A 21008-nucleotide genomic window follows, 5' to 3' on the forward strand; every position below is an offset into this window, starting at 1 on the left:
AATTAGAAGCCGAGGCTTTCCAGCAGGTCATCGACCTGTTCTTGGTTGGTAACGACATCGGTACGCCCTTCAGATTTCACGACTGGGCCGTTAAGGAGGCTGCTCGATTCATCGGGCTTGCCCGCATTGGGGCTGAACATTAAGAGGAAGTCCAGCAGCTGTGACTCCATATCTTTGGCCATGACCAGAACTTTTTTAATCACTTGGCCGGTCAGATCCTGAAAGTCTTGGGCCATCATAATTTCCAGCATCTGATTGCTGACTTGCTCTGATTTTTGCGTGGTGTCTTTGAGGTGCTGGTGAGTTTTTTCAACCAAAGCCTTAAACTCATTAACCGAGAGTTGCTTAGCAAAAAAACGATCCCACTCTTGGCTCAATTGTTGCGACTGCTCAAGAATGGCATCTTGCAGCGGTTTGGCCACATCCAATGCGTTGAGTGTTTTTTCTGCAGCTTGTTCAGTCATGGTCGCGACATAAGACAAGCGGTCACGTGCATCTGGAATTGAGCTCGCCGCTGTTTCTAGCGATTTGTCAAGGCCGAGTTCACGCAGTGTGTCGTGCAGTTTGCGCGTTAGGTGACCGATATGCGAAAACATAGATTTCGCAGGTTCAACCATTTCTGCATTGCTTGATGCAGTTTGTTGTTCTTCAGTGACTGCGGTTGTGACTGGGGCGTTTACAGGCGCTGCCTCGGTGTGATTTGCTGAGACAATGCTGTCAAATAACGCTTCAAGATCAGCGGAATCTCCGCCTTGGATTGCTGGATCACTCACAGTGTTCTCCTGCGATTTGTTTTGTCTGATGGATTGTTATTTGCCCATATTGGCAAAGATTTTCTTGAGCTTCTCATCCAGCGTGGCTGCAGTGAATGGCTTGACAACATAACCACTCGCTCCAGCAGTTGCAGCTTCAATGATGTTCTCTTTCTTTGCCTCTGCGGTAACCATTAAAACTGGCAGATGCTTGAGCTGAGCATCTGCACGAATTGCTTTGAGCAATTCGATGCCAGTCATATTGGGCATATTCCAATCAGTTACGACAAATTCAAATTGGCCATTTTTCAGTTTGTGTAACGCAACTTGACCATCTTCAGCTTCATCCACATTGGTGAAACCAAGTTCTTTCAAGAGATTGCGCACAATGCGACGCATGGTGGAAAAATCATCCACCACGAGAAAACGCATGTTCTGATCTGCCATAACTTACTCCATTCTGCGTTGTAGGCGCATTCAAAAAACTGAGAGGTGAATTTCTATTTAGCTGGCAAGCAATGGAACCAAAGTGTCTGCCAGAATAATCGGATCAAATTTAGCCACATAAGCATCAACGCCTACACTGGCACCCATTGCTCTATTGGCATTGGATGAAAGTGATGAGTGCATTACCACTGGAATGCCTTGGAAACGGTGATCTGATTTAATATGTTTCGTTAGTACATAGCCATCCATTTCAGGCATTTCCGCATCGACAAGGATTAATTTCAGCTTGTCTTTTAGATACTCACCATCATGAACTGCACGATTAGCTAAATTCTGCAGCTTATCCCATGCCTCTTTGCCATTATTGGCCTGATGGTATTTAACGCCAATCTTATCCAGGACACTGACAATTTCTTTGCGCGCCACTAGTGAGTCATCAACAAAGAACATGAAAGTATCCGAGCTGATATGCGATTTAGGCAGATCGGGAACAATCGGTTCACCGATTACCGTTGCGAGAATCTGCTCTACGTCCAAAATTGATACCAGCTTGCCATCCGGTAGTTCAGTGATGGCTGTAATCATCGCCTGATTGCCAGCGAGCATACTTTCAGGGGCTCGAACCTTATCCCAGTCGACCCGAATAATCCGATCTACATCATGAACCAAAAAGGCCTGGGTGTGTTTTGAGAACTCAGTCACGATCATGGTGCTAGTGGTATCGCCGACTGGTTTCTCTTGGGTGGCAACAAATCGCGACAGCGCAATGACTGGAATGATATTTCCGCGCAGTGAAAGTACACCTTCCACTCCATGGGGCATATTGGGTGTTTTGGTGATTTTGGGCGTTTGCGATACTTCACGTACTTTGAATACATTGATACCGAATATTTCACGCGTACCTAAAGTAAACAGTAGGATCTCCATTTTATTGGAGCCTGCTAATTTGGTGCGTGCGTCAACTGTTTCAAGCAGATTGGTTTGTTCTGATTTGCTCATAGCTTGCTCCAGTTATTCGGCTTAATTATCGACATCACGCAACAGGAAGTTGGCGATGCTTTGGGACAGTTTATGTGGTTCAAATTTGGCCACGTAACCATCGACACCCACTGACTGCCCCAGTTTTTGATTCGAAAGGCCCGATAGTGACGAGTGCATTAGCACTGGAATTCCTGCAAAACGTGGGTCGCTCTTAATCTGTTTGGTTAACATATAACCATCCATTTCAGGCATTTCAACGTCAGTGAGTACGAGGTGGATCAGATCCTTCACTGCAACACCCTGAATTTCCGCCGCTTGGGCAATTCGGAGCAACTCTTCCCAGGCCCTCTTACCGTTGATGGCATGGGCATGATGAATGTTCATGGCATCTAGCGTTTGCTCAATCTGGCTGCGAGCAACCAGTGAGTCATCGGCGAAGAATACGGTTTTATTCACGATTTTTTGGTTCTGAATAACGGTGGTGGTATCGACGCGGTTACTGTTTTGAGTGGTTTCAGCCAGTACCTTTTCCACATCCAACATCATCACGAGCTTGCCGTTTTCCAATTCGGTTACTGCTGTAACCAGCCCGCCCATTTGCACGGTAAGCATGTCAGGCGGTACACGCATCACGGACCAGTCAAGCCGCAGAATAGTATCTACAGCTTCAACCAAAAAGCCCTGCGTGTGACCGTTGTATTCAGACACAATCATAATATCTGGGCGGCTTTCAGTTTGGATGCCGGCGTAACGGGCCAAGTCAATCACTGGTACAAGTGCGCCGCGTAGACTCACCATGCCCTCAACCGAAGATGGCATATCAGGGGCCTGAGTGATATCAGGCGTACGCATCACCTCACGTACTTTGAACACATTGATCCCGAAGGTTTCACGCCGGCCTGATCGCTGATCTAAGCCCAGTGTGAACAGCAGAATCTCCAGTTTGTTTGTGCCGGCAAGCTTGGTTCTGGCATCAATATTTTTGAGAAGGTCTGACACGACAAGGCTCCATAATTCGCACGTTGAATTTAGCTAGCAGGTATCGGCGCATGGGCAAAAAAATGAAGGGTAACTGATTAAATTAACCCCTTTTGCACGATGCTGAATTTGATCAACTCAGTAAGCATGGCCGTCGCAATTAAGCCATTTATAATGCAAAAATCCCAAAGCAACAAGGAAGGTTTCTGGTGGAGCAAAGCCTACAGACAATGAATCCCAAGGAGCTGGAAGAAGCTTTCACGCTTTTTACCGAGGCTTCTCGTCAATTATCAAATGCTTATGCTGAGCTGCAGCGTGATGTTGCTTCATTGACTGAGCAGTTAGCTGTTGCGAATGGGCATCTAAAAAAACAATATGAAGAAAAGGCAGTGTTGTCACGAAGGCTCAGTTTGCTGCTAGAGAAGCTTCCGGCGGGTGTGTTGGAAGTGAACGCAGCTGGTGAAATTGTAAGTTGCAATCAGCGTGGTTTCGAGCTGTTGGGTGCAGTGGCGCTTGGGAGTAAATGGCAAAACGTATTGAGTGATCGCTTGAAATTAGTTGAGTCCGATGTTTGGCAATTTGGTGATGTCGGCGAGTCGGGCTATGTGCGGATTGAGCAGGTGCAGGTGCCTGAGGAAGGCGTGGAGTTGGTGCTGTTGCATGATGTCACTACAACCATTCAGATGCGGGCGGAGCTTGAGCGTCAGGGCCGTTTAGCCGCCATGGGGCAAATGGCGGCAGGCCTTGCGCATCAGCTGAGAACGCCCTTGGCTGCAGCATTACTCTATACCGGGCATTTGCAACGCCCAGAACTGCGAGAAGAAGATCGCCTAAAATTTGCAGCCAAAACCAATGAACGGCTGGGTCGTCTTGAGGTGTTGGTGCAAAACATGCTGCAATTTGTTAGGGGCACGCCGCAGCAAATTAGTACAGTCAATTTGGTTGATGTGATTCATGAGGCGGTGTCGGAAGTTCGGTCGATTTATGAGCCCAAGGGCGTCCGTTTGACTACAGATGTGCCGCAATTATTTGCAATGGTTGCGGCGAATCATAAAGAGCTAAGCGGTGCAATCATGAATCTTTTGGAAAATGCCTGCCAGGCGTCTGTAGTGGATGGCGAGGTGCTTTGTCGCTTGATAGACTCTGATGCTAGCTTGCAGTTGGAAGTGGTTGATTATGGGGAAGGGATCGCGGCTGACGTTTTACCACGCTTGTTTGAGCCCTTTTTCACGACTAAGAAAGGTGGTACGGGTTTGGGCTTGGCGATTGTAAGAAATATGGTTAAGGCATATGGTGGGGAAGTGACTGTTACCTCAGCCCCGAAAATGGGGAGTAACTTCAAGATTTGCTTGCCTCGATTGCCTGACAGCACTAATGTGTTAGAACAAGACTGATTAGGCATGACTGCGGAATAGTAATTCTGTAGCCTGATTTGATGAATGAAATCTGCTAAAGGTTGGTGTAAGAATGACTCCTACGGTTCAAATTGAAGGCAATGTCGGTCGTGTGATCTTGTCTGGTCAATTCGACTTCAGTGCGCATCGTGAATTTAGACAGGTCTGTGAATCCATCATCGCCAATCCAGACATCAAAGAAGTCCTCGTGGATTTTCAAAACGTCAACTATCTGGATAGTTCAGCGCTAGGGATGCTCTTGCTGTTGAAAGAGAAAATTGCTGCTGCGAGCAAAACGCTGGCCTTAGTTAACTGCCGCGATACCGTGAAGCAAGTTCTCGAAATCGCATGTTTTGGTAAAATCTTTACCATCCGCTAAAGACTGCGGACCAAACAGATGAAAATTCTGGTCGTCGACGACACCGAAGCTATTCTTCTTTTAATTTCCCGATTTGTTGAAGCGCTAGGCCATCAGGCTATTCTGGCCCGTAATGGCCAAGAGGCCATTGAAGTCTGGCGTCAAACTCGCCCCGATCTGGTGCTGATGGATGTGATGATGCCCATCATGTCGGGCCCAGAAGCAGCGGTTGTGATTAAGGCCGAAGCGGGCGCTACTTGGGTGCCAATCGTCTTCGTGACCGGGGTTGGGGAAGAGAACGCGCTGGCTGATGCCATTGAGCGTGGTGCCGACGACTATATCAACAAGCCCGTCAATTTCCGCGTGCTGGAGGCCAAACTCAAGGCAGTAGGCCGTACGCTGGAACTGAATCGCCAGGTTCGTGAGCAATCCAAAACTCTGGCTGATTACTACGAACGCGCCGAAGAAGAAAAGCGCGTTGTACGCCATTTGATGGATCAAATGGTTAACTCAGAACGTTTGGCCGACCCACAGTTCCAATATTGGCTCTCTGCTGCCGAAAGTCTCTCGGGCGACCTTATTGCCGCCGCTCGTACTCCTGGGCAGGCGCTACACATCTTACTAGCTGATGGCATCGGCCACGGGCTGACCGCCGCCCTGAATGTCCTACCTTTGACGCAACCCTTTTACAGCATGACTGAAAAAGGCTATTCGATTACCGATATCCTTTTTGAAATGAATGCCAAAGTGCGGCAGGTGTTGCCGATTGGCCGTTTCGTCTGTGTATCGCTGATTTCTATTGATGAAGTGGGTGGCACGGTCGAAATCTGGAATGCCGGTATGCCCCCGATTCAGATCCTAGATCGCAATAAGCAAGTGGTGCGGGTGTGTAGCTCTAGCAATTTACCACTGGGGATTGTCCCTTCGCATTCGCTGGATCTCTCCCCTGAGCGCATTTACTTCAAAGAGCCTGGCTTTATTGTGGCGTATTCCGATGGCTTGGTTGAAGCGCGTAACGCCAGTGGGGCTGAGTTTGGTTTGCCCGCACTGCTACAGACTTTGATCGCTGACGATGAAACTGGCTTGCCGCCCACAACCGCCGAGCAAACGCGGATGGTGGCCCAAACGAAAATCGCGCTGGCTGATTTTCTGGCCGGCGAGCAACACCATGATGATGTTTCCTTAGTGATTGCGAGCTTTGGGCAAGACGATATGGAAGTCGCGCTGCCCGCCGATACCGTCCCGCGGGCGGCAGAGTTGGCTTTGCAGGAGATTCCGGCCGATTTTAATCTGCTGGCTGAATGCAACTGGCGCTACTCTCTCGCGATTAGTGCTGAAGAATTGCGCTATTTAAATACCATTCCCTTCATGATGTCGTTTGTGAAGGAAATCAAAGCTCTCAGCGAAGTGCAGTCGGATATTTTCCTGATCCTGACTGAGCTGTTTGTCAATGCCGTGGATCATGGCTTGCTGTTGCTCGAATCGTCGATGAAGACCCAACCAGACGGAATGGAGCAATATCTATCGCAACGCGCCGAGCGCCTAGCGGCTTTGCCGGAAGGTCGGATCGAAATTGATCTATTGGGCTTGCGCTATAAAGAGCAGCAAGTGCTCAAAATCCGGGTTAAAGACAGTGGTAATGGTTTTGATTGGGCCAATTCTTATGCCAAATTAGCGGCTGGTGGTCTGCCCTCAGGCACGCATGGCCGCGGCATTGCGCTGGTGCGTGCGCTGTCGCTCAAGGTGCAGTTTATTGGCCTTGGCAACGAAGTCGAAGTCTATTACCTGCCCAAATCGCCAGCAGCAGCGCAACACTAATTTCAGCGATCACCAATCCGATTCTCAATAATTAGGCTCAAGCTGTGGCTGATTCACAGCCAATGGCGCAGCTTACCCAAAGCGGCGCAGCCCAGCCACGCGGCGGTGGTAGTAAGTAAGACTTGCCGCGAATGCTGCCAGTAAATCCCGCCAGCAAAGAGTAAACTAGCCAGCAGCAATCCCCAGTAACTCGGTAGCACAGACAAACAAAAGCACGCAACGCAGGCAGGAATCAAGCCAGCAGCGAGGGCCGTGCTGCCATGCTGGAAGCGATCCAGTGTCGCATCGGGGCTCAGCTCGGGTATTAGCTCGCCGAGCTGACGGCCGCATTCATCATTACCGGCTTTGAGCCCCTGAATTAACTGCTGGGCATGGCTTGGCTGGATTCCTGCCGCTAGGGCAATCCCGAGGAGGCCCAGCGCCGCTTCCGGGCCGGGTAGGGCCTCGTCGCTCGGTGCATCAGGCTGGTGGTGGGGCGTTGCCTTGGCGCGTGGCCAGTGGCGCCAGCAATACAGCGGCAAGAAAATCAGTGGGTAGAGCCAGCATAGCAATTGCAAGCTGGCGGGTAGGAGCCCCAGCCCAAATCCTAGCCCGAGGGCGCAGCCCAGAAACAGCAATTGATCCAGCATGATTTGCTGGCTGTGTTGCTGCCAGCGCTGCAAATTGGGGGCAAAAGGTTCCAAACCTGGCAGATTACCCTGTTGGAGTATTGCTACGCAGGCATTGATACCCAATACTTTGAGTAAGATACCCATTAAGCGTGTGCGCCAGCTGCTGGTGGCCTTGCCTTGCTCCGCAGCAATTTCCAGCCAGTACCATTGGCGGCAGCTGCCGGCTTCGTGGTCGGAAAGTTGCCGCAAGAGCTGGGCGGCTTCGCCGCGATCCCAAGCGCGCATTAGCGTAGCCCGTAATCCAGTATGATCAGTGCAAATACCAGCGCACCGACTCGGTTATTACTTAGAAACGCTTGAAAGCACTGCTGCCGATCCCGCGCGCGAATTTGCGGATATTGCCGAGCAATGAGTAGAGCTACGGCCAGCAAGCCGGCGTAGTACACCGAGCCCATTTCGGCTAATAGCCCGCACACAGCCAATAAAAGCACAAAGCCAGCATGGCAGAGCATCACCGCGGTCACGTCATGCTGACCAAAGGTAATCGCCGAGGTTTTGATGCCGATTTTTAAGTCGTCCGGTTTGTCTACCATGGCGTATTCGGTGTCGTAGGCGACCGTCCACAGTAAATTAGCGAGCATGAGAACCCACGCCAGCAGTTGTACTTGCCCGGTTTGCGCGGCAAAAGCCATCGGGATGCCAAAACTAAACGCAATGCCCAAATAGGCCTGCGGGATGGCCAAGAAGCGTTTGGTAAATGGATAACTGCCCGCCAAAAAAGCGGCCGGCAAACACAGCAGCAAAGCCAGCTGATTAAGTGGCAAGGCAATCAACAGGGCAAAAAGGGCCAAGCCGGCCGCAAGCCACAATGCTTCACGGGGTGCGACTTCCCCCGCAGCCAGTGGGCGGGCCTGGGTGCGCTCAACATGACCATCAAAATCCCGATCTGCCCAATCATTGATCACGCAACCCGCCGAGCGCATCAGCAGCGTGCCCAGGCCAAAAATGAGCACCAAGTGCCAATCGGGCCGGCCGTTACCGGCCAGCCATAAGCCCCACAGCGTAGGCCACAACAGCAGCAAGGTACCAATGGGTTTATCCAGCCGAGCAAGGCGGGCATAGGCGGAAAGGCGTTGCTTCACGGTCGTGGCAGTGGGCATGGTGTGATTTTTAAAAAGCGGGCGGTAAAAAGACTTCGGTAACCAGCAGTGCATCTTGGCCGGCATAAAAAAACGAGCGGCGGGCCCATAAGCGGGCAGGCAAAGGGCCGCAAGCTTGGTTTGCTTTTTGCCACAATGGGTGGCGACGATCAATGCAGGCAAAGCTCAGCGCCGAACGACGGATGGTTGGGTCGGCAAAGAGTAGGGCGCCCAGTGGGCGACTGCCGGTGCGGCCAAACAAATGAAAGCCACTGCGTAAGGCTGAGCGTTTCACCACGCTATGGGCAAAGACCAAGGCCTGCCCACGGCTGCACAGCAGCACTTCGCGGGTGGCCACTTGGGCCGCCCCGGCGGCGAGCGGGCGGCGCTCATCCCGGTGCGGGCGCGCAAAATCTTGCCGTAAAACCTGGACGGAAAAATCGGGAAAGTGCGCTTTCAAACGCTGTGTGAGCGAGCCACGTTCATTCAGCCAGGGGTGAAGGGCGCGTGGCGCCAGCACCAAAGGAGTTTGCCAGCCGGCGAATTTATGCATGCCAAATTATGTGCCTAAACAAGCGGCCATTATGCCATAGCCACGCCGTGCACTTGCAGTGCCGGAAATCCTGTTGTGCTGGGCTGGGGTATTGCCCTACGACTTATGTGCAGCAAAAAGCCGCAGCCCATACCGGCAGGGGTATGGGCTGGGCGGTAGCTAATTGGTTTGATTTCAACAGTGCACTCAATTGTTCTGCCGCACTGGCTTATTTCAAGAGGCTAAGCACCTGTTTGCCGCTGGCATTGGCCTGCGCCTGCATCGCCAGATTGGCTTGCGAGAGGATGTCTTGCTGCGCGCGTTGCGCCGTAGCGCTGGCGTAATCGGTATCGGCAATGCGGCTTTTGGCGGCGGCTTGGTTAATGCTGCTGGTGGTCAGATTATTAATGCTGGCCTCCACCCGGCTTTGGAACGCGCCCAGATTGCCGCGCTGAGCATTAATATTGGCCAAGCTGCTATCCAGGCGATCAAGCGCATCGCCGATGCTACTGGCGTTGCTTAAATCGACATTGCTGGCGCTGCTGCCCAAATTATCCAGATTCAGCCCCAGATTCTGGTTGGCATTTGCCCCGGCCTGAAAATTAAAACTACTGCCTTGCAGCAGCGGCTGGCCATTAAATTGGGTGTTTTGGATGATGTCTTGATTGCTTTGCTGCAGCTGATCGACTTCGGCCTGCAGCGCCTGCCGATCGCTGGCCGTCAGTGTGCTATTACCAGCCGCGACAGTCAGCTCACGAATGCGGCTGGTGTTGTCGCTTAAGCTACTGAGCGCGCCATCCGCAGTTTGGCTCACCGACACCGCATCATTCAGATTGCGCACGGCCTGATTATTGCCAAGGATTTGGGCCGCAAACCGCTCGGCAATCGCCAAGCCCGCCGCATCATCGGCTGCCGAGTTAATTCGTTTGCCGCTGGCGATACTGGCCAAGGTGCGGTTTTGCGTTTCCTGCACGTTGTTGCCGCTGCGCAACGCGGTCAGGCTGCTGACATTGGTGTTGATATTTAAGGCCATTTTGCACCTCCGCTCATGCATATACTGCTCTCTTCTGACTGTACGCTGCCCGAGTAGTTCATGCCACTTAGCCGGATTAGCGGTGTGTTGTACCGGCGTGTTGCGAATAGAACATTCGTTCACTTTGTGCTTGCGCGGGCTGCGAGGATGTCTTATTGTGAACGTACGTTCTATATGAGGTGTCTGGCATGGCTTTCCGTTTCCGTCTTAGCAGTGCAGCGTTTACCGAATTAAAACAAGTTGGCGCGCCCATCGCGCTGATTGAATACTTGGCGCAGCCCGCTTTTCCCGGCGCGGCGCGCTTGCTTTCTGCGGCCATGATTGCGCGCTTGCCGATCGCGCTACGTGCGGTAGCCAGTCAGCAGCTGGGCTTGTATGTCACGGCCGATGGGCAGGGACTGGTGACGCACATTGGCCGCATCAAGCATCGCCTAGCTTGTGCCGCGCAAGAAAGCGAATTTGGCCAGCCAGTACTGGCAGCTAGCGGTAAAGCGGCTGCCGGTGTCTGGCCGGCACCACTGTCGGCATGATGGGTATATTGTTGTAATTTAATTGTATTGAGCTAGGTGTGCAGATACGGTGGCGGGGTATCTTGAGTTACTGGCCGGGCAGGGCGGATTTTTGCTACACTCCGCGCAATTATTTGCAAAGGAAAACCCATGGCTCAATACGTGATGTCGATGCTCCGCGTGAGCAAGATCGTGCCGCCGAAACGGCAAATCATCAAAGATATTTCGCTCTCGTTCTTCCCCGGCGCCAAAATCGGTCTGCTGGGTTTGAATGGTGCCGGTAAATCGACCGTGCTGAAGATCATGGCCGGCGTTGAGAAAGAATATGACGGTGAAGTGCAGCATCTGCCTGGCGTCAAAATCGGTTATCTGGCCCAAGAGCCTGAGCTGAACCCAAACAATACCGTGCGCCAAGAAGTTGAAAGTGGTTTGGGCGAGGTTTTTGAAGCCAAAGCCAAGCTGGAAGAAGTGTACGCCGCGTATGCCGATCCGGATGCCGACTTTGATAAGCTGGCCGAAGAGCAAGCCCGCCTCGAAGCCATCATCGCCGCAAGTTCAGGTGAAAACACCGAGCTGCAACTGGAAATCGCCGCCGATGCGCTGCGCCTGCCCGAGTGGGATGCCATGGTGGGTAATCTATCCGGTGGTGAAAAGCGCCGTGTTGCCCTGTGCAAATTATTGCTGTCTAAGCCTGATATGTTGTTGCTGGACGAGCCAACCAACCACTTGGATGCCGAGTCGGTAGAGTGGCTGGAGCAGTTTTTGGTGCGCTTCCCGGGTACCGTGGTGGCAGTAACGCACGATCGCTACTTCCTCGATAACGCTGCCGAGTGGATTCTGGAGCTGGATCGCGGCCACGGTATTCCTTGGAAAGGCAATTACTCTTCTTGGCTGGAGCAAAAAGAAGCTCGCCTGAAACTGGAAGAGTCGCAAGAATCTGCCCGCCAGAAAGCGCTGAATAAAGAGCTGGAGTGGGTGCGCCAAAATCCAAAAGGCCGTCAGGCTAAATCCAAAGCGCGGATTGCCCGCTTTGAAGAGTTGAGCAGCTACGAACACCAAAAGCGCAATGAAACGCAAGAAATCTTTATCCCGGTAGCCGAGCGCTTGGGCGATAAAGTGATTGAGTTTAAAAACGTATCCAAAGGCTTTGGCGATCGTCTGCTAATCGATAATCTGAGCTTTAATGTGCCTGCCGGTGCGATCGTCGGCATTATCGGCCCGAATGGTGCCGGTAAATCCACGCTGTTTAAAATGCTGGCTGGTAAAGAGCAGCCCGATAGCGGTGAAGTGGAAATCGGCCAAACTGTGCAAATGGCTTTTGTTGAGCAAAGCCGCGAAGGCCTTGATAGCAACAAGACGGTGTTTGATGACGTCGCTGCTGGCCATGATGTGATTCAGGTCGGCAAATTCGAGATGAGCAGCCGGGCTTATCTGGGCCGCTTTAACTTTAAAGGTGGCGATCAGCAAAAGCTGGTGGGCAATCTATCTGGTGGTGAGCGCGGCCGCTTGCATTTGGCCAAAACGCTGTTAAAAGGCGGTAATGTCCTGCTGCTGGACGAGCCATCAAATGACCTTGATGTCGAAACCCTGCGCGCATTGGAAGATGCCTTGCTGGAGTTTGCTGGCACCGCGTTTGTGATTTCCCATGATCGCTGGTTCCTCGACCGGATCGCCACGCACATTCTGGCGGCCGAAGGTGAATCACAATGGACTTTCTTTGACGGTAACTACCAAGAGTACGAAGCCGACAAGAAAAAACGCTTGGGTGAAGAGGGCGCGAAACCGAAACGGATTCGCTACAAACCCATCACACGCTAAGCGTAAAAAAAGCCACCTGCGGGTGGCTTTTTTATTGTCAGTCCAAAACTATCTGCATACTTAGCTGCGCACCAGTTGCTGGATGGCGCTTTGCAGTAGTGGCAATACCGCTGCGGTATTGATGTTGGGATTACTGATCGAACGCACGCTAAGGCCCTCAAATAGCGAAATAATCAAATCGCAGCGCGCATTGATATCTTCATCGCTGATCGGCGGCAAGCCCACCCGGCCTTTACTGATAATCAGCCGGCCACATTCATGTAACACGCGATTGGAGCGTTGCATCATCTCGGCGACTTTCGGGTTGCGCGATGCTTCGGCAATCATTTCAAAATTAAGTGCCGAGTTTTTAAGATCTAGGCTGTCGGCCAATGCCTGATCGGCATGATCGATCAGCGCCTGCATGGTATTGGGGGCGGCGAGCAGCATATTGATGATTTCCAATTGCCGATGCTGCTCCTGCTCGATGATGGCCTCAATAATCGCTTCTTTGTTGGCGAAGTAATGATAGATGTGGCCAACGCTCATGCCCGCGGCTTTGGCAATGGCCGACATGCTTGCGGCATGAAAGCCGGCGTGGCGAAAGCAGCTGGCGGCAGCATCCAGCACCTGCTGGCGGCGCAGCTCGGCTTTATCAAAGCCTGCATCATCAAGCGCTTGCGGGGTCATTTGTTCACAGATTCCATGTTTCATCAAGCCGTATCGGGCGGGAATTATACTGACTTGTCATTTTTTCGCTAGAAAACTAGAATGATCGTTCATTCTAGAATGATCATTCTAGTTTATGCCCAATTCTGCCGAGCTGGCCAGCGGTTTTCTGGTTGGCTTCGTTGATTGCCACTGAACATGAGAATCCATATCCATGCATAAACAGCTGAATAAATTGCCGCACCTGCTGACCATGACGCTACTGGCGGCGGCCCTCAGTGCTTGCGGCCAGCAGGGGGACCAAGGCGGCGCTGGTGCCCAAGGCCCTATCCCGGTTACTACCGTGCAACTCGCCGCCCGCGATGTGCAAGTAGAACACGAACTGCCTGGCCGTACCGTGCCATACCGCGTGGCGGAAATCCGCCCGCAGGTGGGCGGGATTATTCAAAAACGCCTCTTTACCGAAGGCGGCGAGGTCAAGGCCGGCCAACTGCTGTATCAACTTGATGACGCCAGCTACAAAGCCAGCTTTGATAGCGCCAGCGCTACCTTGGCCAAGGCGGAAGCCAATTTGGCCAGCGCCAAACTCAAAGCCGAACGCTACCAAGAGCTGGTGGCGATTAATGGCGTGAGCAAACAAGACAACGACGATGCGCAAGCCGCCTATCTGCAGGCGCGGGCCGATGTGGCAGCGGCGAAAGCTGCGCAACAATCGGCGCGTATCAATCTGAACTACAGCGCGATTACCTCGCCGATTAGCGGACGGATTGGCAAATCGGCCGTGACCGAGGGCGCTTTGCTGGCTGTGGGTCAGGCCAGCGCACTCACTACCGTCCAGCAGCTGGATCCGATTTATGTCGACATCAGCCAATCCAGCGCCGAGCTGCTGCGTCTGAAGGCGCAATTTGCGGGGGCGCAACCTGATAAACAGGGCTTGCCAGTGAAGTTGCTGACCGAAGACGGCCGCGAATACGCGCACCCCGGCACGCTGCAATTTGCCGACGCCACGGTAGATCCAGAAACCGGCGGGGTCACCTTGCGCGTACTGGTGCCCAACCCAGAGAAAACCCTGCTGCCAGGCATGTTTGTGCGCGCGAAACTCACAGCTGCCAATGTGAAAAACGCTGTACTGGTGCCACAACAAGCCGTGGTGCGCATGCCGAACGGTGGCGCCATGGTGATGGTGGTGGATGCCCAGAGCAAAGTCCAAGCCGTGCCGGTAAAAACCGCACGGGCCGTGGGTGATCAGTGGCTGATTACCGAAGGCCTGAAAGGCAGCGAGCAAGTCATCATCGAAGGGCTGCAAAAAGTCCAAGCCGGCGCAGTTGTGAAAGCCGAATTGGCGAAAAACGCAGCCAAGGCTAGCGCAGCGGCGCAGCAGTAAAGGAGAGCAGGATGGCGCGTTTTTTTATTGATCGGCCTATTTTTGCCTGGGTGATCGCATTGATGATCATGCTGGGCGGGATACTGGCTATTCGCGGGCTGGCGGTGGAGCAATATCCGCCGGTGGCTCCTCCGGCCATTACCATTTCGGCTTTCTATCCGGGAGCGGCAGCGCAAACGGTGGAAGACTCGGTGACGCAGGTGATCGAGCAAAAGATGAAAGGGATCGACAAGCTGAGGTATATCAGCTCAAGCAGCGATGAATCTGGCTCGGTGAGCATTACCCTCAGTTTTGAGGCCGATGCCGATCCGGATATCGCCCAAGTGCAGGTGCAGAATAAGCTGCAGCTGGCGCTCACGCAGTTACCGCAAGAAGTGCAGCAGCAGGGCGTGACGGTCACCAAATCATCATCGAGCTTTCTGATGGTGGTGGGCTTTGTGTCCAAAGACGGCAATATGACCAAAACCGATCTGGCCGACTACGCCGCAGCCAATATCGTCGACCCAATCAGCCGGATTAATGGCGTGGGCAATGTGCAGTTGTTTGGTGCGCAATACGCCATGCGGATCTGGATCGACCCGACCAAGCTGGCCAATTACAAGCTGACAACCCAAGACGTGATCAACGCCATCAAAGCGCAAAACGCGCAGGTGTCGGCAGGGCAGCTGGGGGGCATGCCTTCAGTACCGGGCCAGCGGCTGAATGCGGCGATCATCGCGCAAAGCCGCCTAGAGTCGCCTGAGCAGTTTGGCCGCATTTTGTTGCGGGTGAAAGCCGATGGTGGGCAAATTCGTTTAAGTGATGTCGCCCGCGTTGAGCGCGGCGCTGAAAGCTACGACGTGGATAGCCGCTATAACGGCAAACCGGCAGCCGGGATCGGGATTAACTTGGCCACCGGCGCCAATGCGTTGGAAACTGCCAAACTCGTGCGCGCCAAAATGGCTGAAATGCAGCCGTATTTCCCCGCCGGCATGGATGTGGTGGTGCCGTATGACACTACTCCTTTCGTGAAGCTATCGATCGAAGAAGTCGTCAAAACGCTGGTAGAAGCGGTGATCTTGGTGTTCTGCGTGATGTATCTCTTCTTGCAGAATTTCCGCGCCACGCTGATTCCTACCATTGCCGTGCCTGTGGTGCTGTTGGGCACATTCGGGGTGATGGCGGTGTTTGGCTTTTCGATCAACACCCTCACCATGTTCGGGATGGTCTTGGCGATTGGTCTCTTGGTGGATGACGCCATCGTGGTGGTCGAAAACGTCGAGCGGGTGATGAGCGAAGAAGGGCTTACACCTAAAGAAGCCACGCGCAAATCGATGTCGCAAATTACCGGCGCGCTGGTGGGGATTGCGCTGGTGCTCTCCGCCGTTTTTATCCCAATGGCCTTCTTTGGGGGCTCGACCGGGGTGATTTATCGCCAGTTCTCGATCACCGTGGTATCGGCCATGGCCTTGTCGGTGTTGGTGGCCCTCACGCTGAGCCCGGCCTTGTGCGCGACTTTGCTCAAGCCGCTGCCCAAAGGCGGCCAGCATGGCACGCACGGCTTCTTTGGCTGGTTTAATCGCCAGTTTGAAGCGCTGAACGCCCGCTACCAGAATGTGGTGAGTCGCTGGTTGGTGAAATCTGGCCGCTATATGGTGGTGTATCTGGTGCTGGTGGGGGTGATGGTGGCGATGTTTATGCGCCTGCCAACGTCTTTCCTGCCGGATGAAGATCAGGGCATCTTGTTTACCCAGGTGATGTTGCCCGCGGGTTCGACCCAGGAGCAAACCGTTTCGGTGCTGGAAAAAGTCGAAAAGCATTTCCTCGTGGATGAGAAAGACAACGTCGCCTCGATCTTTACGGTGGCCGGCTTCAGTTTTGGCGGAAGTGGCCAAAATGCCGGGATTGGCTTTGTGATGCTCAAAGACTGGTCCGAGCGGCATGGCCCGCAACAGCATGTGCAAGCGGTGATGGGCCGTGCCTATGGCGCCTTTGCCCAGATCAAGGAAGCGATGGTGTTTGCCTTTGCGCCGCCGGCGGTGATGGAGCTGGGCAATGCCTCCGGCTTTGACCTGCAGCTGCAAGATCGTGGCGGTGTTGGGCACGAAAAGCTGACCGAAGCGCGCAATATGCTGCTGGGTATGGCGGCCAAAGACCCGAATGTGGTGGGCGTACGCCCGAATGGCCAGCCGGATTCAGCCCAGCTGCGGCTCGATATTGATCAGGAAAAAGCCAGCGCACTGGGCTTGTCGATTGCCGACATCAACCAGACCTTGGCCGCTGCGTGGGGCTCGGCCTATATCAACGATTTTGTTGATCGCGGCCGGGTGAAAAAAGTGTATCTGCAAGCGGATGCACCGTTCCGGATGCAGCCAGAAGACCTGAATCGCTGGTATGTGAAAAACGCCAGCGGCCAGATGGTGCCCTTCTCGGCCTTTGCCAGCAGCAGTTGGGATTACGGCTCACCCCGCTTAACCCGCTACAACAGCGTGCCTTCGATGAATATCCAGGGTCAGGCAGCGCCGGGCAAGAGCTCGGGCGATGCGATGAAAGCCATGGAAGCCATGATCGCCAAATTGCCACCGGGCATTGGCTATGAGTGGAGCGGCTTGTCGCTGGAAGAGCGTGAAGCGGGGGCGCAGGCGCCTGCGCTGTATGCCTTGTCACTGCTGATTGTGTTCTTGTGCTTGGCGGCGCTGTATGAAAGCTGGTCGATTCCGTTCTCGGTAATGCTGGTCGTGCCTTTGGGCGTGATTGGTGCGCTGGCGGCCACCATGGGCCGGGGCTTGAGCAATGACGTGTATTTCCAGGTGGGCTTGCTGACCACGATTGGTTTGTCGGCGAAAAACGCCATTCTGATCGTCGAGTTTGCCAAAGAGCTGGTAGACGATGGCATGGAGCTGATGGCCGCCACGCTAAAAGCCGTGCATATGCGCTTGCGGCCGATTGTGATGACCTCACTGGCCTTTGGCTTTGGCGTGTTGCCGTTGGCACTGGCCGGCGGGGCGGGCTCGGGCGCGCAAAATGCGATTGGTACCGGGGTATTGGGCGGCATGCTCACTGCCACCGTGCTGGGTATTTTCTTTGTGCCGGTATTCTTTGTGCTGATCAGCCGTTATTTCTCGGCCAGCCGTTATCGTGCGGCCGAACCGAATAAGGAGCCACGTTAATGACGCGGACGATATTATCGCTACTGCTCGCTGCTGCGCTGGGCGGTTGCGCCAGCCTGGCGCCGGATTATCAGCGCCCGGCTAGCCCGGTGGCTGAGCAACTCACTGGCGGGTATACGGCTACAGGCCAAGAATTAAAAGCCCCTGAGGCCTATACCCACTGGGAGCAATTATTTGTTGAACCCCAGCTGCAAGGCCTGATTCGGGCCGCGCTGCTAAATAACCGCGATTACCGCATCGCGGCGCTGAATGTAGAAAAAGTGCGTGCCCAGTATCAGATTAGCGACGCTAATCGTTGGCCAACGCTGGCACTAACGGCGGGCAGTAGCGCGCAAGGGCCCACCTCGGGTGATGGCGCCATCAGCCGCCAATACAGCGCCAAAATCGGCTTAAGCAGCTATGAGCTGGATTTTTTCGGCCGGGTCAAAAGCCTGAATAACGCGGCGCTGGCGCAATATCTGGCCAGCCAAGCTGGGCAGCAAAGCCTGCGCCTCACACTGATTGCCGAAGTGGCCAATGCCTATTACACGCTGGCCGCCGATCAGGCCACGCTGCGCCAGGTGGAAGCCACCTTGCTCAGCCGCAATACGGCCAATGCGCTGATTGAAAAACGCTTTGCCGCCGGGGTGATTGGCGAGCTGGATGTGCAGCAATCGCGCGGCGCACTGGCCGCCGCACGCAATGATCAGGCGCGCTATCAGGCGCTGGTGCAACAAGACTGGCAAGCGCTGCAACAACTAGTGGGTGGTGCGCTGCCGCTACAGGCCTTGCCAGATGAATGGCAAAACACGCTCGCCGCCACGCCGATGCCGGCAGAGCTGCCGTCAGCCGTGTTGTTGCGCCGCCCGGATGTGCAGCAGGCCGAATACGCCTTGCAAGCGGCCAATGCCAATATTGGCGCGGCGCGGGCTGCGTTTTTCCCGAGTATTACGCTGACTGCTAACGCGGGCTTTAGCTCGGATCGGCTCTCGCAACTCTTTCAGTCTGGCTCGGGCGTGTGGCTGTTTGCCCCGCAGCTGAATCTGCCGATCTTTGATGGCGGCCGCAATCAGGCCAATCTGGACATCGCTAAAGCCGATCGCGATATCGCCCTAGCGCAATACGAGCAGGCGATTCAGACCGCGTTTCGCGAAGTGAACGATGGCTTAACGCGGGCGCGCACCGATGAGCTGCAATGGCAAAGCCAGCGCGAGCAGGTGCAGATTGCCCAGCGCGCGCTGCAGATTGCCGAGGCGCGCTATCAGCGTGGCGTGGGGGCGTATCTGGATGTACTGGAAAGCCAGCGCGCCTTGTATGCCGCGGAGCAGCAGCTGATCGCGATTCGCCTGCAACAGGTGCAAAACCGCGTGAAACTCTACAAAGCTACGGCGCTGTATTAAGCCTTTCTCTGCAGTAAAAGTAAAAAACCGGATCAGTTGATCCGGTTTTTTTATGGGCTAATCCATGACTGATGTGGGGGTATTGGCCTGCAGGCTATGCGATAAAAGCCTCACAGGCTGATACCCTAATCAAAGCTGGCGGCTTGCAAGTCTTCAATCCGCGCCAAGATGGCCTGTTTTTCTTCTTCGCTAGCCTTGCCCCATTGGCGCAGCTCTTCCAGCGTGCGCAGGCAACCTACGCAATAGGCGCCGCTCGCATCGAGCTGGCAGATATTGATACAGGGTGACGGTGTGCTCATACGGTTTTCCTCAACAATGGCGCGCATTGAACCGTAAAACCGGCACGCTGGCAATCCATGGCCTAAGCTAATTTCTTGTCGGAAGCAGAAGATATTGTTTACAACACAAGTATTGTTGCGTTGCGGAGAAGCGGGATGACGATCAAACAAAAGCTGCTGGTGCTCAGCGCTGGGCTCTTGGTGTTAATGGCGCTGATGGGCACTCTGGCGCTGCAGGGGCTGGAGAAAACCAACGCAGCCTTTGCCACAACGTATCACGACCGCGTGATGCCTTTATCCCAACTCAAAATCGTGGCCGACCAATACGCCGTTGATATTGTCGATACTACGCATAAAGCCAATCATCAAACTATTAGTCCTGACGAAGCGCTTAAACATATCGGCGCGGCGCAAGCCAAGATTCAGCAGCAATGGCAATCATATAGCGCCACAGAGATGACCGGCGATGAAACCGAGCTGGTGAAAAAACCGTCGGCGCGATGCAGACGGCGGATCGTGAAATCGATCGGCTGGAGCAGATTTTAAGTCGCAAAGATGCGGCCGCGCTGGATCAGTTTGCGCGCCAAAGCCTGTATCCGGCGATTGATCCGGTCTCGGGGCAGATTTCGCACTTGGTCGATTTGCAGCTGACCGAGGCGAAAAATAACTTCGAACTAGCGCAGCGCAACTACGCCACCACGCGTAACCTCACGTTGGGCTTTATTGTGGCGGCGCTGCTGTTTGGTGCCTTGTTTGCGGCCTGGGTGATCAGTGGCATGACCCGCAAAATAAATGCGCTGCGCGATCGCCTGAATGAAGCCACCGAGCGGCAGGATCTCACCCTGCGCGCAACGGTCACCGGTGCCGATGAAATCGATACCATCGCCACCGCCTACAATCAGCTGGCCAGCAAAATGCAATCGCTGGTCGGCAATGTAGCCAAAGCGATTGATACCGTCACCCGCGAAACCGAAAATCTTGCCAATAGCAGCGGGCAGGTGACCAAAGCCACGCAGATGGGCGCGGAATCAACCAGCGCGATGGCGGCGGCGGTCGAGCAGATGACGGTGGCCATTGGGCAGGTGGCCGATCATGCTGATGATGCACGCGTCATGGGCCAGCATACCTTGCGCTCGGCCAGTGCTGGCAGCACGCAAATCCAGCAAACAGTCACCGAGATCATCAGTATCGATCAGGAAGTTGCGCAAGCGGCGGATAAAGTTGCGCTGCTGGGCGCCGATGCCGACAAGATCAGCAGTGTGGTCAGTGTGATTAAAGAAGTGGCCGAGCAAACCAATCTGCTGGCCCTGAATGCCGCGATTGAAGCCGCGCGCGCCGGTGAGCAGGGGCGTGGCTTTGCGGTGGTGGCAGATGAAGTGCGCAAACTGGCCGAGCGCACTGCGGCGGCCACGATTGATATTCAGCAAATGGTGAGCCGTATCGACAGCACCAGCAAAGAGGCGGTGAGCACGATTACCGCCACCGCCCAGCGCGCGCACGATTGCGCCGAGATTGCCGGTCAGGCCGGCTCGGCTATTGCGGCGATTCACGATGATGTGGTGCGCGAAGATGGCGCGATTCGCAATATTGCCGAAGCTCTGACCGAGCAAAAAACCAGCACCCAGCTGATCGCGCAACAGGTTGAAAAAGTGGCGCAAATGACGGATGAAAACACTGCCGCCGTGGCCAGCATGAGCGAATCGGCCAGCATGCTGGGTGAAATGACGCAAAAGCTGCGGGTGGAAGTGAATTTCTTTCGCTATCAGGGCGGGGTTTTGAGTTAAGCCCCAGCCAAGTCCC

The 21008-nt window shown here is 54.2% G+C and carries 20 protein-coding genes; 10 read left to right on the forward strand and 10 right to left on the reverse strand.

Annotated elements, in window-relative coordinates; translation table 11 throughout:
* Positions 1–2 precede the first annotated feature (2 nt).
* Genes cheZ through QV747_RS01285 form a run of 4 tightly spaced genes read right to left on the reverse strand, consistent with a single transcriptional unit; the run spans position 3 to position 3179 of the window.
* Complete coding sequence (gene cheZ, locus QV747_RS01270; protein ID WP_273428214.1) at positions 3–773, reverse strand: protein phosphatase CheZ; 771 nt, start codon at positions 771–773, stop codon at positions 3–5.
* Between the two features lie 36 nt (positions 774–809).
* Positions 810–1199, reverse strand: coding sequence for a chemotaxis response regulator CheY (gene cheY, locus QV747_RS01275; RefSeq protein ID WP_028448836.1), 390 nt, complete (start codon positions 1197–1199; stop codon positions 810–812).
* Positions 1200–1256: 57 nt separating this feature from the next.
* On the reverse strand, positions 1257–2198 hold the full coding sequence (locus QV747_RS01280; protein ID WP_028448837.1) for a chemotaxis protein: 942 nt from the start codon (positions 2196–2198) through the stop codon (positions 1257–1259).
* A gap of 21 nt (positions 2199–2219) precedes the next feature.
* Complete coding sequence (locus tag QV747_RS01285) at positions 2220–3179, reverse strand: chemotaxis protein (protein ID WP_047393974.1); 960 nt, start codon at positions 3177–3179, stop codon at positions 2220–2222.
* Positions 3180–3367: 188 nt separating this feature from the next.
* Here QV747_RS01285 and QV747_RS01290 point away from each other — a divergent pair, with 188 nt between their 5' ends.
* The 3 genes from QV747_RS01290 (at position 3368) to QV747_RS01300 (ending at position 6728) form a co-directional block, all read left to right on the forward strand.
* Entirely contained in the window at positions 3368–4552 is a 1185-nt protein-coding gene (locus QV747_RS01290; protein WP_273428208.1) for a PAS domain-containing sensor histidine kinase, read from the forward strand.
* A 73-nt stretch (positions 4553–4625) separates the two neighbouring features.
* On the forward strand, positions 4626–4931 hold the full coding sequence (locus tag QV747_RS01295; protein WP_028448840.1) for an STAS domain-containing protein: 306 nt from the start codon (positions 4626–4628) through the stop codon (positions 4929–4931).
* 18 nt (positions 4932–4949) lie between these two features.
* A complete protein-coding gene (locus QV747_RS01300; RefSeq protein ID WP_273428203.1) occupies positions 4950–6728 on the forward strand; it encodes a SpoIIE family protein phosphatase in 1779 nt (592 codons plus the stop codon).
* A 53-nt stretch (positions 6729–6781) separates the two neighbouring features.
* Here QV747_RS01300 and QV747_RS01305 read toward each other — a convergent pair whose 3' ends face one another.
* From QV747_RS01305 to QV747_RS01320, 4 genes are all read right to left on the reverse strand, one after another.
* Positions 6782–7624, reverse strand: coding sequence for a hypothetical protein (locus tag QV747_RS01305; RefSeq protein ID WP_273428200.1), 843 nt, complete (start codon positions 7622–7624; stop codon positions 6782–6784).
* Positions 7624–8499, reverse strand: coding sequence for a 4-hydroxybenzoate octaprenyltransferase (ubiA, locus tag QV747_RS01310; RefSeq protein ID WP_273428198.1), 876 nt, complete (start codon positions 8497–8499; stop codon positions 7624–7626). The genes QV747_RS01305 and ubiA overlap by 1 nt, the downstream gene beginning before the upstream one ends.
* 10 nt (positions 8500–8509) lie before the next feature.
* A complete protein-coding gene (locus tag QV747_RS01315; protein ID WP_273428196.1) occupies positions 8510–9031 on the reverse strand; it encodes a chorismate lyase in 522 nt (173 codons plus the stop codon).
* A gap of 208 nt (positions 9032–9239) precedes the next feature.
* Positions 9240–10043, reverse strand: a complete 804-nt coding sequence (locus QV747_RS01320; protein WP_273428193.1) for a flagellin — start codon at positions 10041–10043, stop codon at positions 9240–9242.
* 188 nt (positions 10044–10231) lie between these two features.
* Here QV747_RS01320 and QV747_RS01325 point away from each other — a divergent pair, with 188 nt between their 5' ends.
* Together QV747_RS01325 and ettA are read left to right on the forward strand one after the other, a co-directional pair.
* Complete coding sequence (locus tag QV747_RS01325; RefSeq protein ID WP_047393954.1) at positions 10232–10573, forward strand: hypothetical protein; 342 nt, start codon at positions 10232–10234, stop codon at positions 10571–10573.
* Positions 10574–10702: 129 nt separating this feature from the next.
* Positions 10703–12370, forward strand: coding sequence for an energy-dependent translational throttle protein EttA (ettA, locus tag QV747_RS01330; protein ID WP_028448847.1), 1668 nt, complete (start codon positions 10703–10705; stop codon positions 12368–12370).
* 60 nt (positions 12371–12430) lie between these two features.
* Here ettA and QV747_RS01335 read toward each other — a convergent pair whose 3' ends face one another.
* Positions 12431–13063, reverse strand: coding sequence for a TetR/AcrR family transcriptional regulator (locus tag QV747_RS01335; protein ID WP_084414437.1), 633 nt, complete (start codon positions 13061–13063; stop codon positions 12431–12433).
* A gap of 169 nt (positions 13064–13232) precedes the next feature.
* Here QV747_RS01335 and QV747_RS01340 point away from each other — a divergent pair, with 169 nt between their 5' ends.
* The 3 genes from QV747_RS01340 to QV747_RS01350 are packed head-to-tail and all read left to right on the forward strand — an operon-like array spanning position 13233 to position 18930.
* Positions 13233–14402: an efflux RND transporter periplasmic adaptor subunit gene (locus QV747_RS01340; RefSeq protein WP_273428188.1), complete on the forward strand. Its 1170-nt coding sequence runs from the start codon at positions 13233–13235 to the stop codon at positions 14400–14402.
* An 11-nt stretch (positions 14403–14413) separates the two neighbouring features.
* Positions 14414–17551, forward strand: a complete 3138-nt coding sequence (locus tag QV747_RS01345; RefSeq protein WP_047393948.1) for an efflux RND transporter permease subunit — start codon at positions 14414–14416, stop codon at positions 17549–17551.
* Positions 17551–18930, forward strand: a complete 1380-nt coding sequence (locus QV747_RS01350; RefSeq protein WP_273428185.1) for an efflux transporter outer membrane subunit — start codon at positions 17551–17553, stop codon at positions 18928–18930. Before QV747_RS01345 ends, QV747_RS01350 begins: the two co-directional genes overlap by 1 nt.
* A gap of 125 nt (positions 18931–19055) precedes the next feature.
* Here QV747_RS01350 and QV747_RS01355 read toward each other — a convergent pair whose 3' ends face one another.
* The gene (locus QV747_RS01355; protein WP_081986590.1) at positions 19056–19229 is read right to left on the reverse strand and encodes a DUF1289 domain-containing protein; all 174 of its coding nucleotides are present in this window, start codon (positions 19227–19229) and stop codon (positions 19056–19058) included.
* 135 nt (positions 19230–19364) lie between these two features.
* Between QV747_RS01355 and QV747_RS01360 the strand changes: the two genes are divergently transcribed.
* Together QV747_RS01360 and QV747_RS01365 are read left to right on the forward strand one after the other, a co-directional pair.
* Entirely contained in the window at positions 19365–19754 is a 390-nt protein-coding gene (locus QV747_RS01360; RefSeq protein ID WP_288791461.1) for an MCP four helix bundle domain-containing protein, read from the forward strand.
* Positions 19709–20992: a methyl-accepting chemotaxis protein gene (locus QV747_RS01365; RefSeq protein ID WP_273428179.1), complete on the forward strand. Its 1284-nt coding sequence runs from the start codon at positions 19709–19711 to the stop codon at positions 20990–20992. The genes QV747_RS01360 and QV747_RS01365 overlap by 46 nt, the downstream gene beginning before the upstream one ends.
* Positions 20993–21008 lie beyond the last annotated feature (16 nt).

This window comes from uncultured Chitinibacter sp. (assembly GCF_945957625.1).
In the GTDB taxonomy this organism is placed as follows: Bacteria; Pseudomonadota; Gammaproteobacteria; order Burkholderiales; family Chitinibacteraceae; genus Chitinibacter; species Chitinibacter tainanensis.

What these genes read in the sequence shown, in the direction of transcription:
- cheY (WP_028448836.1), bottom strand. Translation starts at nt 1,199, where the DNA reads ATGGCAGATCAGAACATGCGTTTTCTCGTGGTGGATGATTTTTCCACC.
- QV747_RS01280 (WP_028448837.1), bottom strand. Translation starts at nt 2,198, where the DNA reads ATGAGCAAATCAGAACAAACCAATCTGCTTGAAACAGTTGACGCACGC.
- QV747_RS01295 (WP_028448840.1), top strand. Translation starts at nt 4,626, where the DNA reads ATGACTCCTACGGTTCAAATTGAAGGCAATGTCGGTCGTGTGATCTTG.
- QV747_RS01300 (WP_273428203.1), top strand. Translation starts at nt 4,950, where the DNA reads ATGAAAATTCTGGTCGTCGACGACACCGAAGCTATTCTTCTTTTAATT.
- QV747_RS01305 (WP_273428200.1), bottom strand. Translation starts at nt 7,624, where the DNA reads ATGCGCGCTTGGGATCGCGGCGAAGCCGCCCAGCTCTTGCGGCAACTT.
- ubiA (WP_273428198.1), bottom strand. Translation starts at nt 8,499, where the DNA reads ATGCCCACTGCCACGACCGTGAAGCAACGCCTTTCCGCCTATGCCCGC.
- QV747_RS01315 (WP_273428196.1), bottom strand. Translation starts at nt 9,031, where the DNA reads ATGCATAAATTCGCCGGCTGGCAAACTCCTTTGGTGCTGGCGCCACGC.
- QV747_RS01320 (WP_273428193.1), bottom strand. Translation starts at nt 10,043, where the DNA reads ATGGCCTTAAATATCAACACCAATGTCAGCAGCCTGACCGCGTTGCGC.
- QV747_RS01325 (WP_047393954.1), top strand. Translation starts at nt 10,232, where the DNA reads ATGGCTTTCCGTTTCCGTCTTAGCAGTGCAGCGTTTACCGAATTAAAA.
- ettA (WP_028448847.1), top strand. Translation starts at nt 10,703, where the DNA reads ATGGCTCAATACGTGATGTCGATGCTCCGCGTGAGCAAGATCGTGCCG.
- QV747_RS01335 (WP_084414437.1), bottom strand. Translation starts at nt 13,063, where the DNA reads ATGAAACATGGAATCTGTGAACAAATGACCCCGCAAGCGCTTGATGAT.
- QV747_RS01340 (WP_273428188.1), top strand. Translation starts at nt 13,233, where the DNA reads ATGCATAAACAGCTGAATAAATTGCCGCACCTGCTGACCATGACGCTA.
- QV747_RS01345 (WP_047393948.1), top strand. Translation starts at nt 14,414, where the DNA reads ATGGCGCGTTTTTTTATTGATCGGCCTATTTTTGCCTGGGTGATCGCA.
- QV747_RS01350 (WP_273428185.1), top strand. Translation starts at nt 17,551, where the DNA reads ATGACGCGGACGATATTATCGCTACTGCTCGCTGCTGCGCTGGGCGGT.
- QV747_RS01355 (WP_081986590.1), bottom strand. Translation starts at nt 19,229, where the DNA reads ATGAGCACACCGTCACCCTGTATCAATATCTGCCAGCTCGATGCGAGC.
- QV747_RS01360 (WP_288791461.1), top strand. Translation starts at nt 19,365, where the DNA reads ATGACGATCAAACAAAAGCTGCTGGTGCTCAGCGCTGGGCTCTTGGTG.
- QV747_RS01365 (WP_273428179.1), top strand. Translation starts at nt 19,709, where the DNA reads ATGCAGACGGCGGATCGTGAAATCGATCGGCTGGAGCAGATTTTAAGT.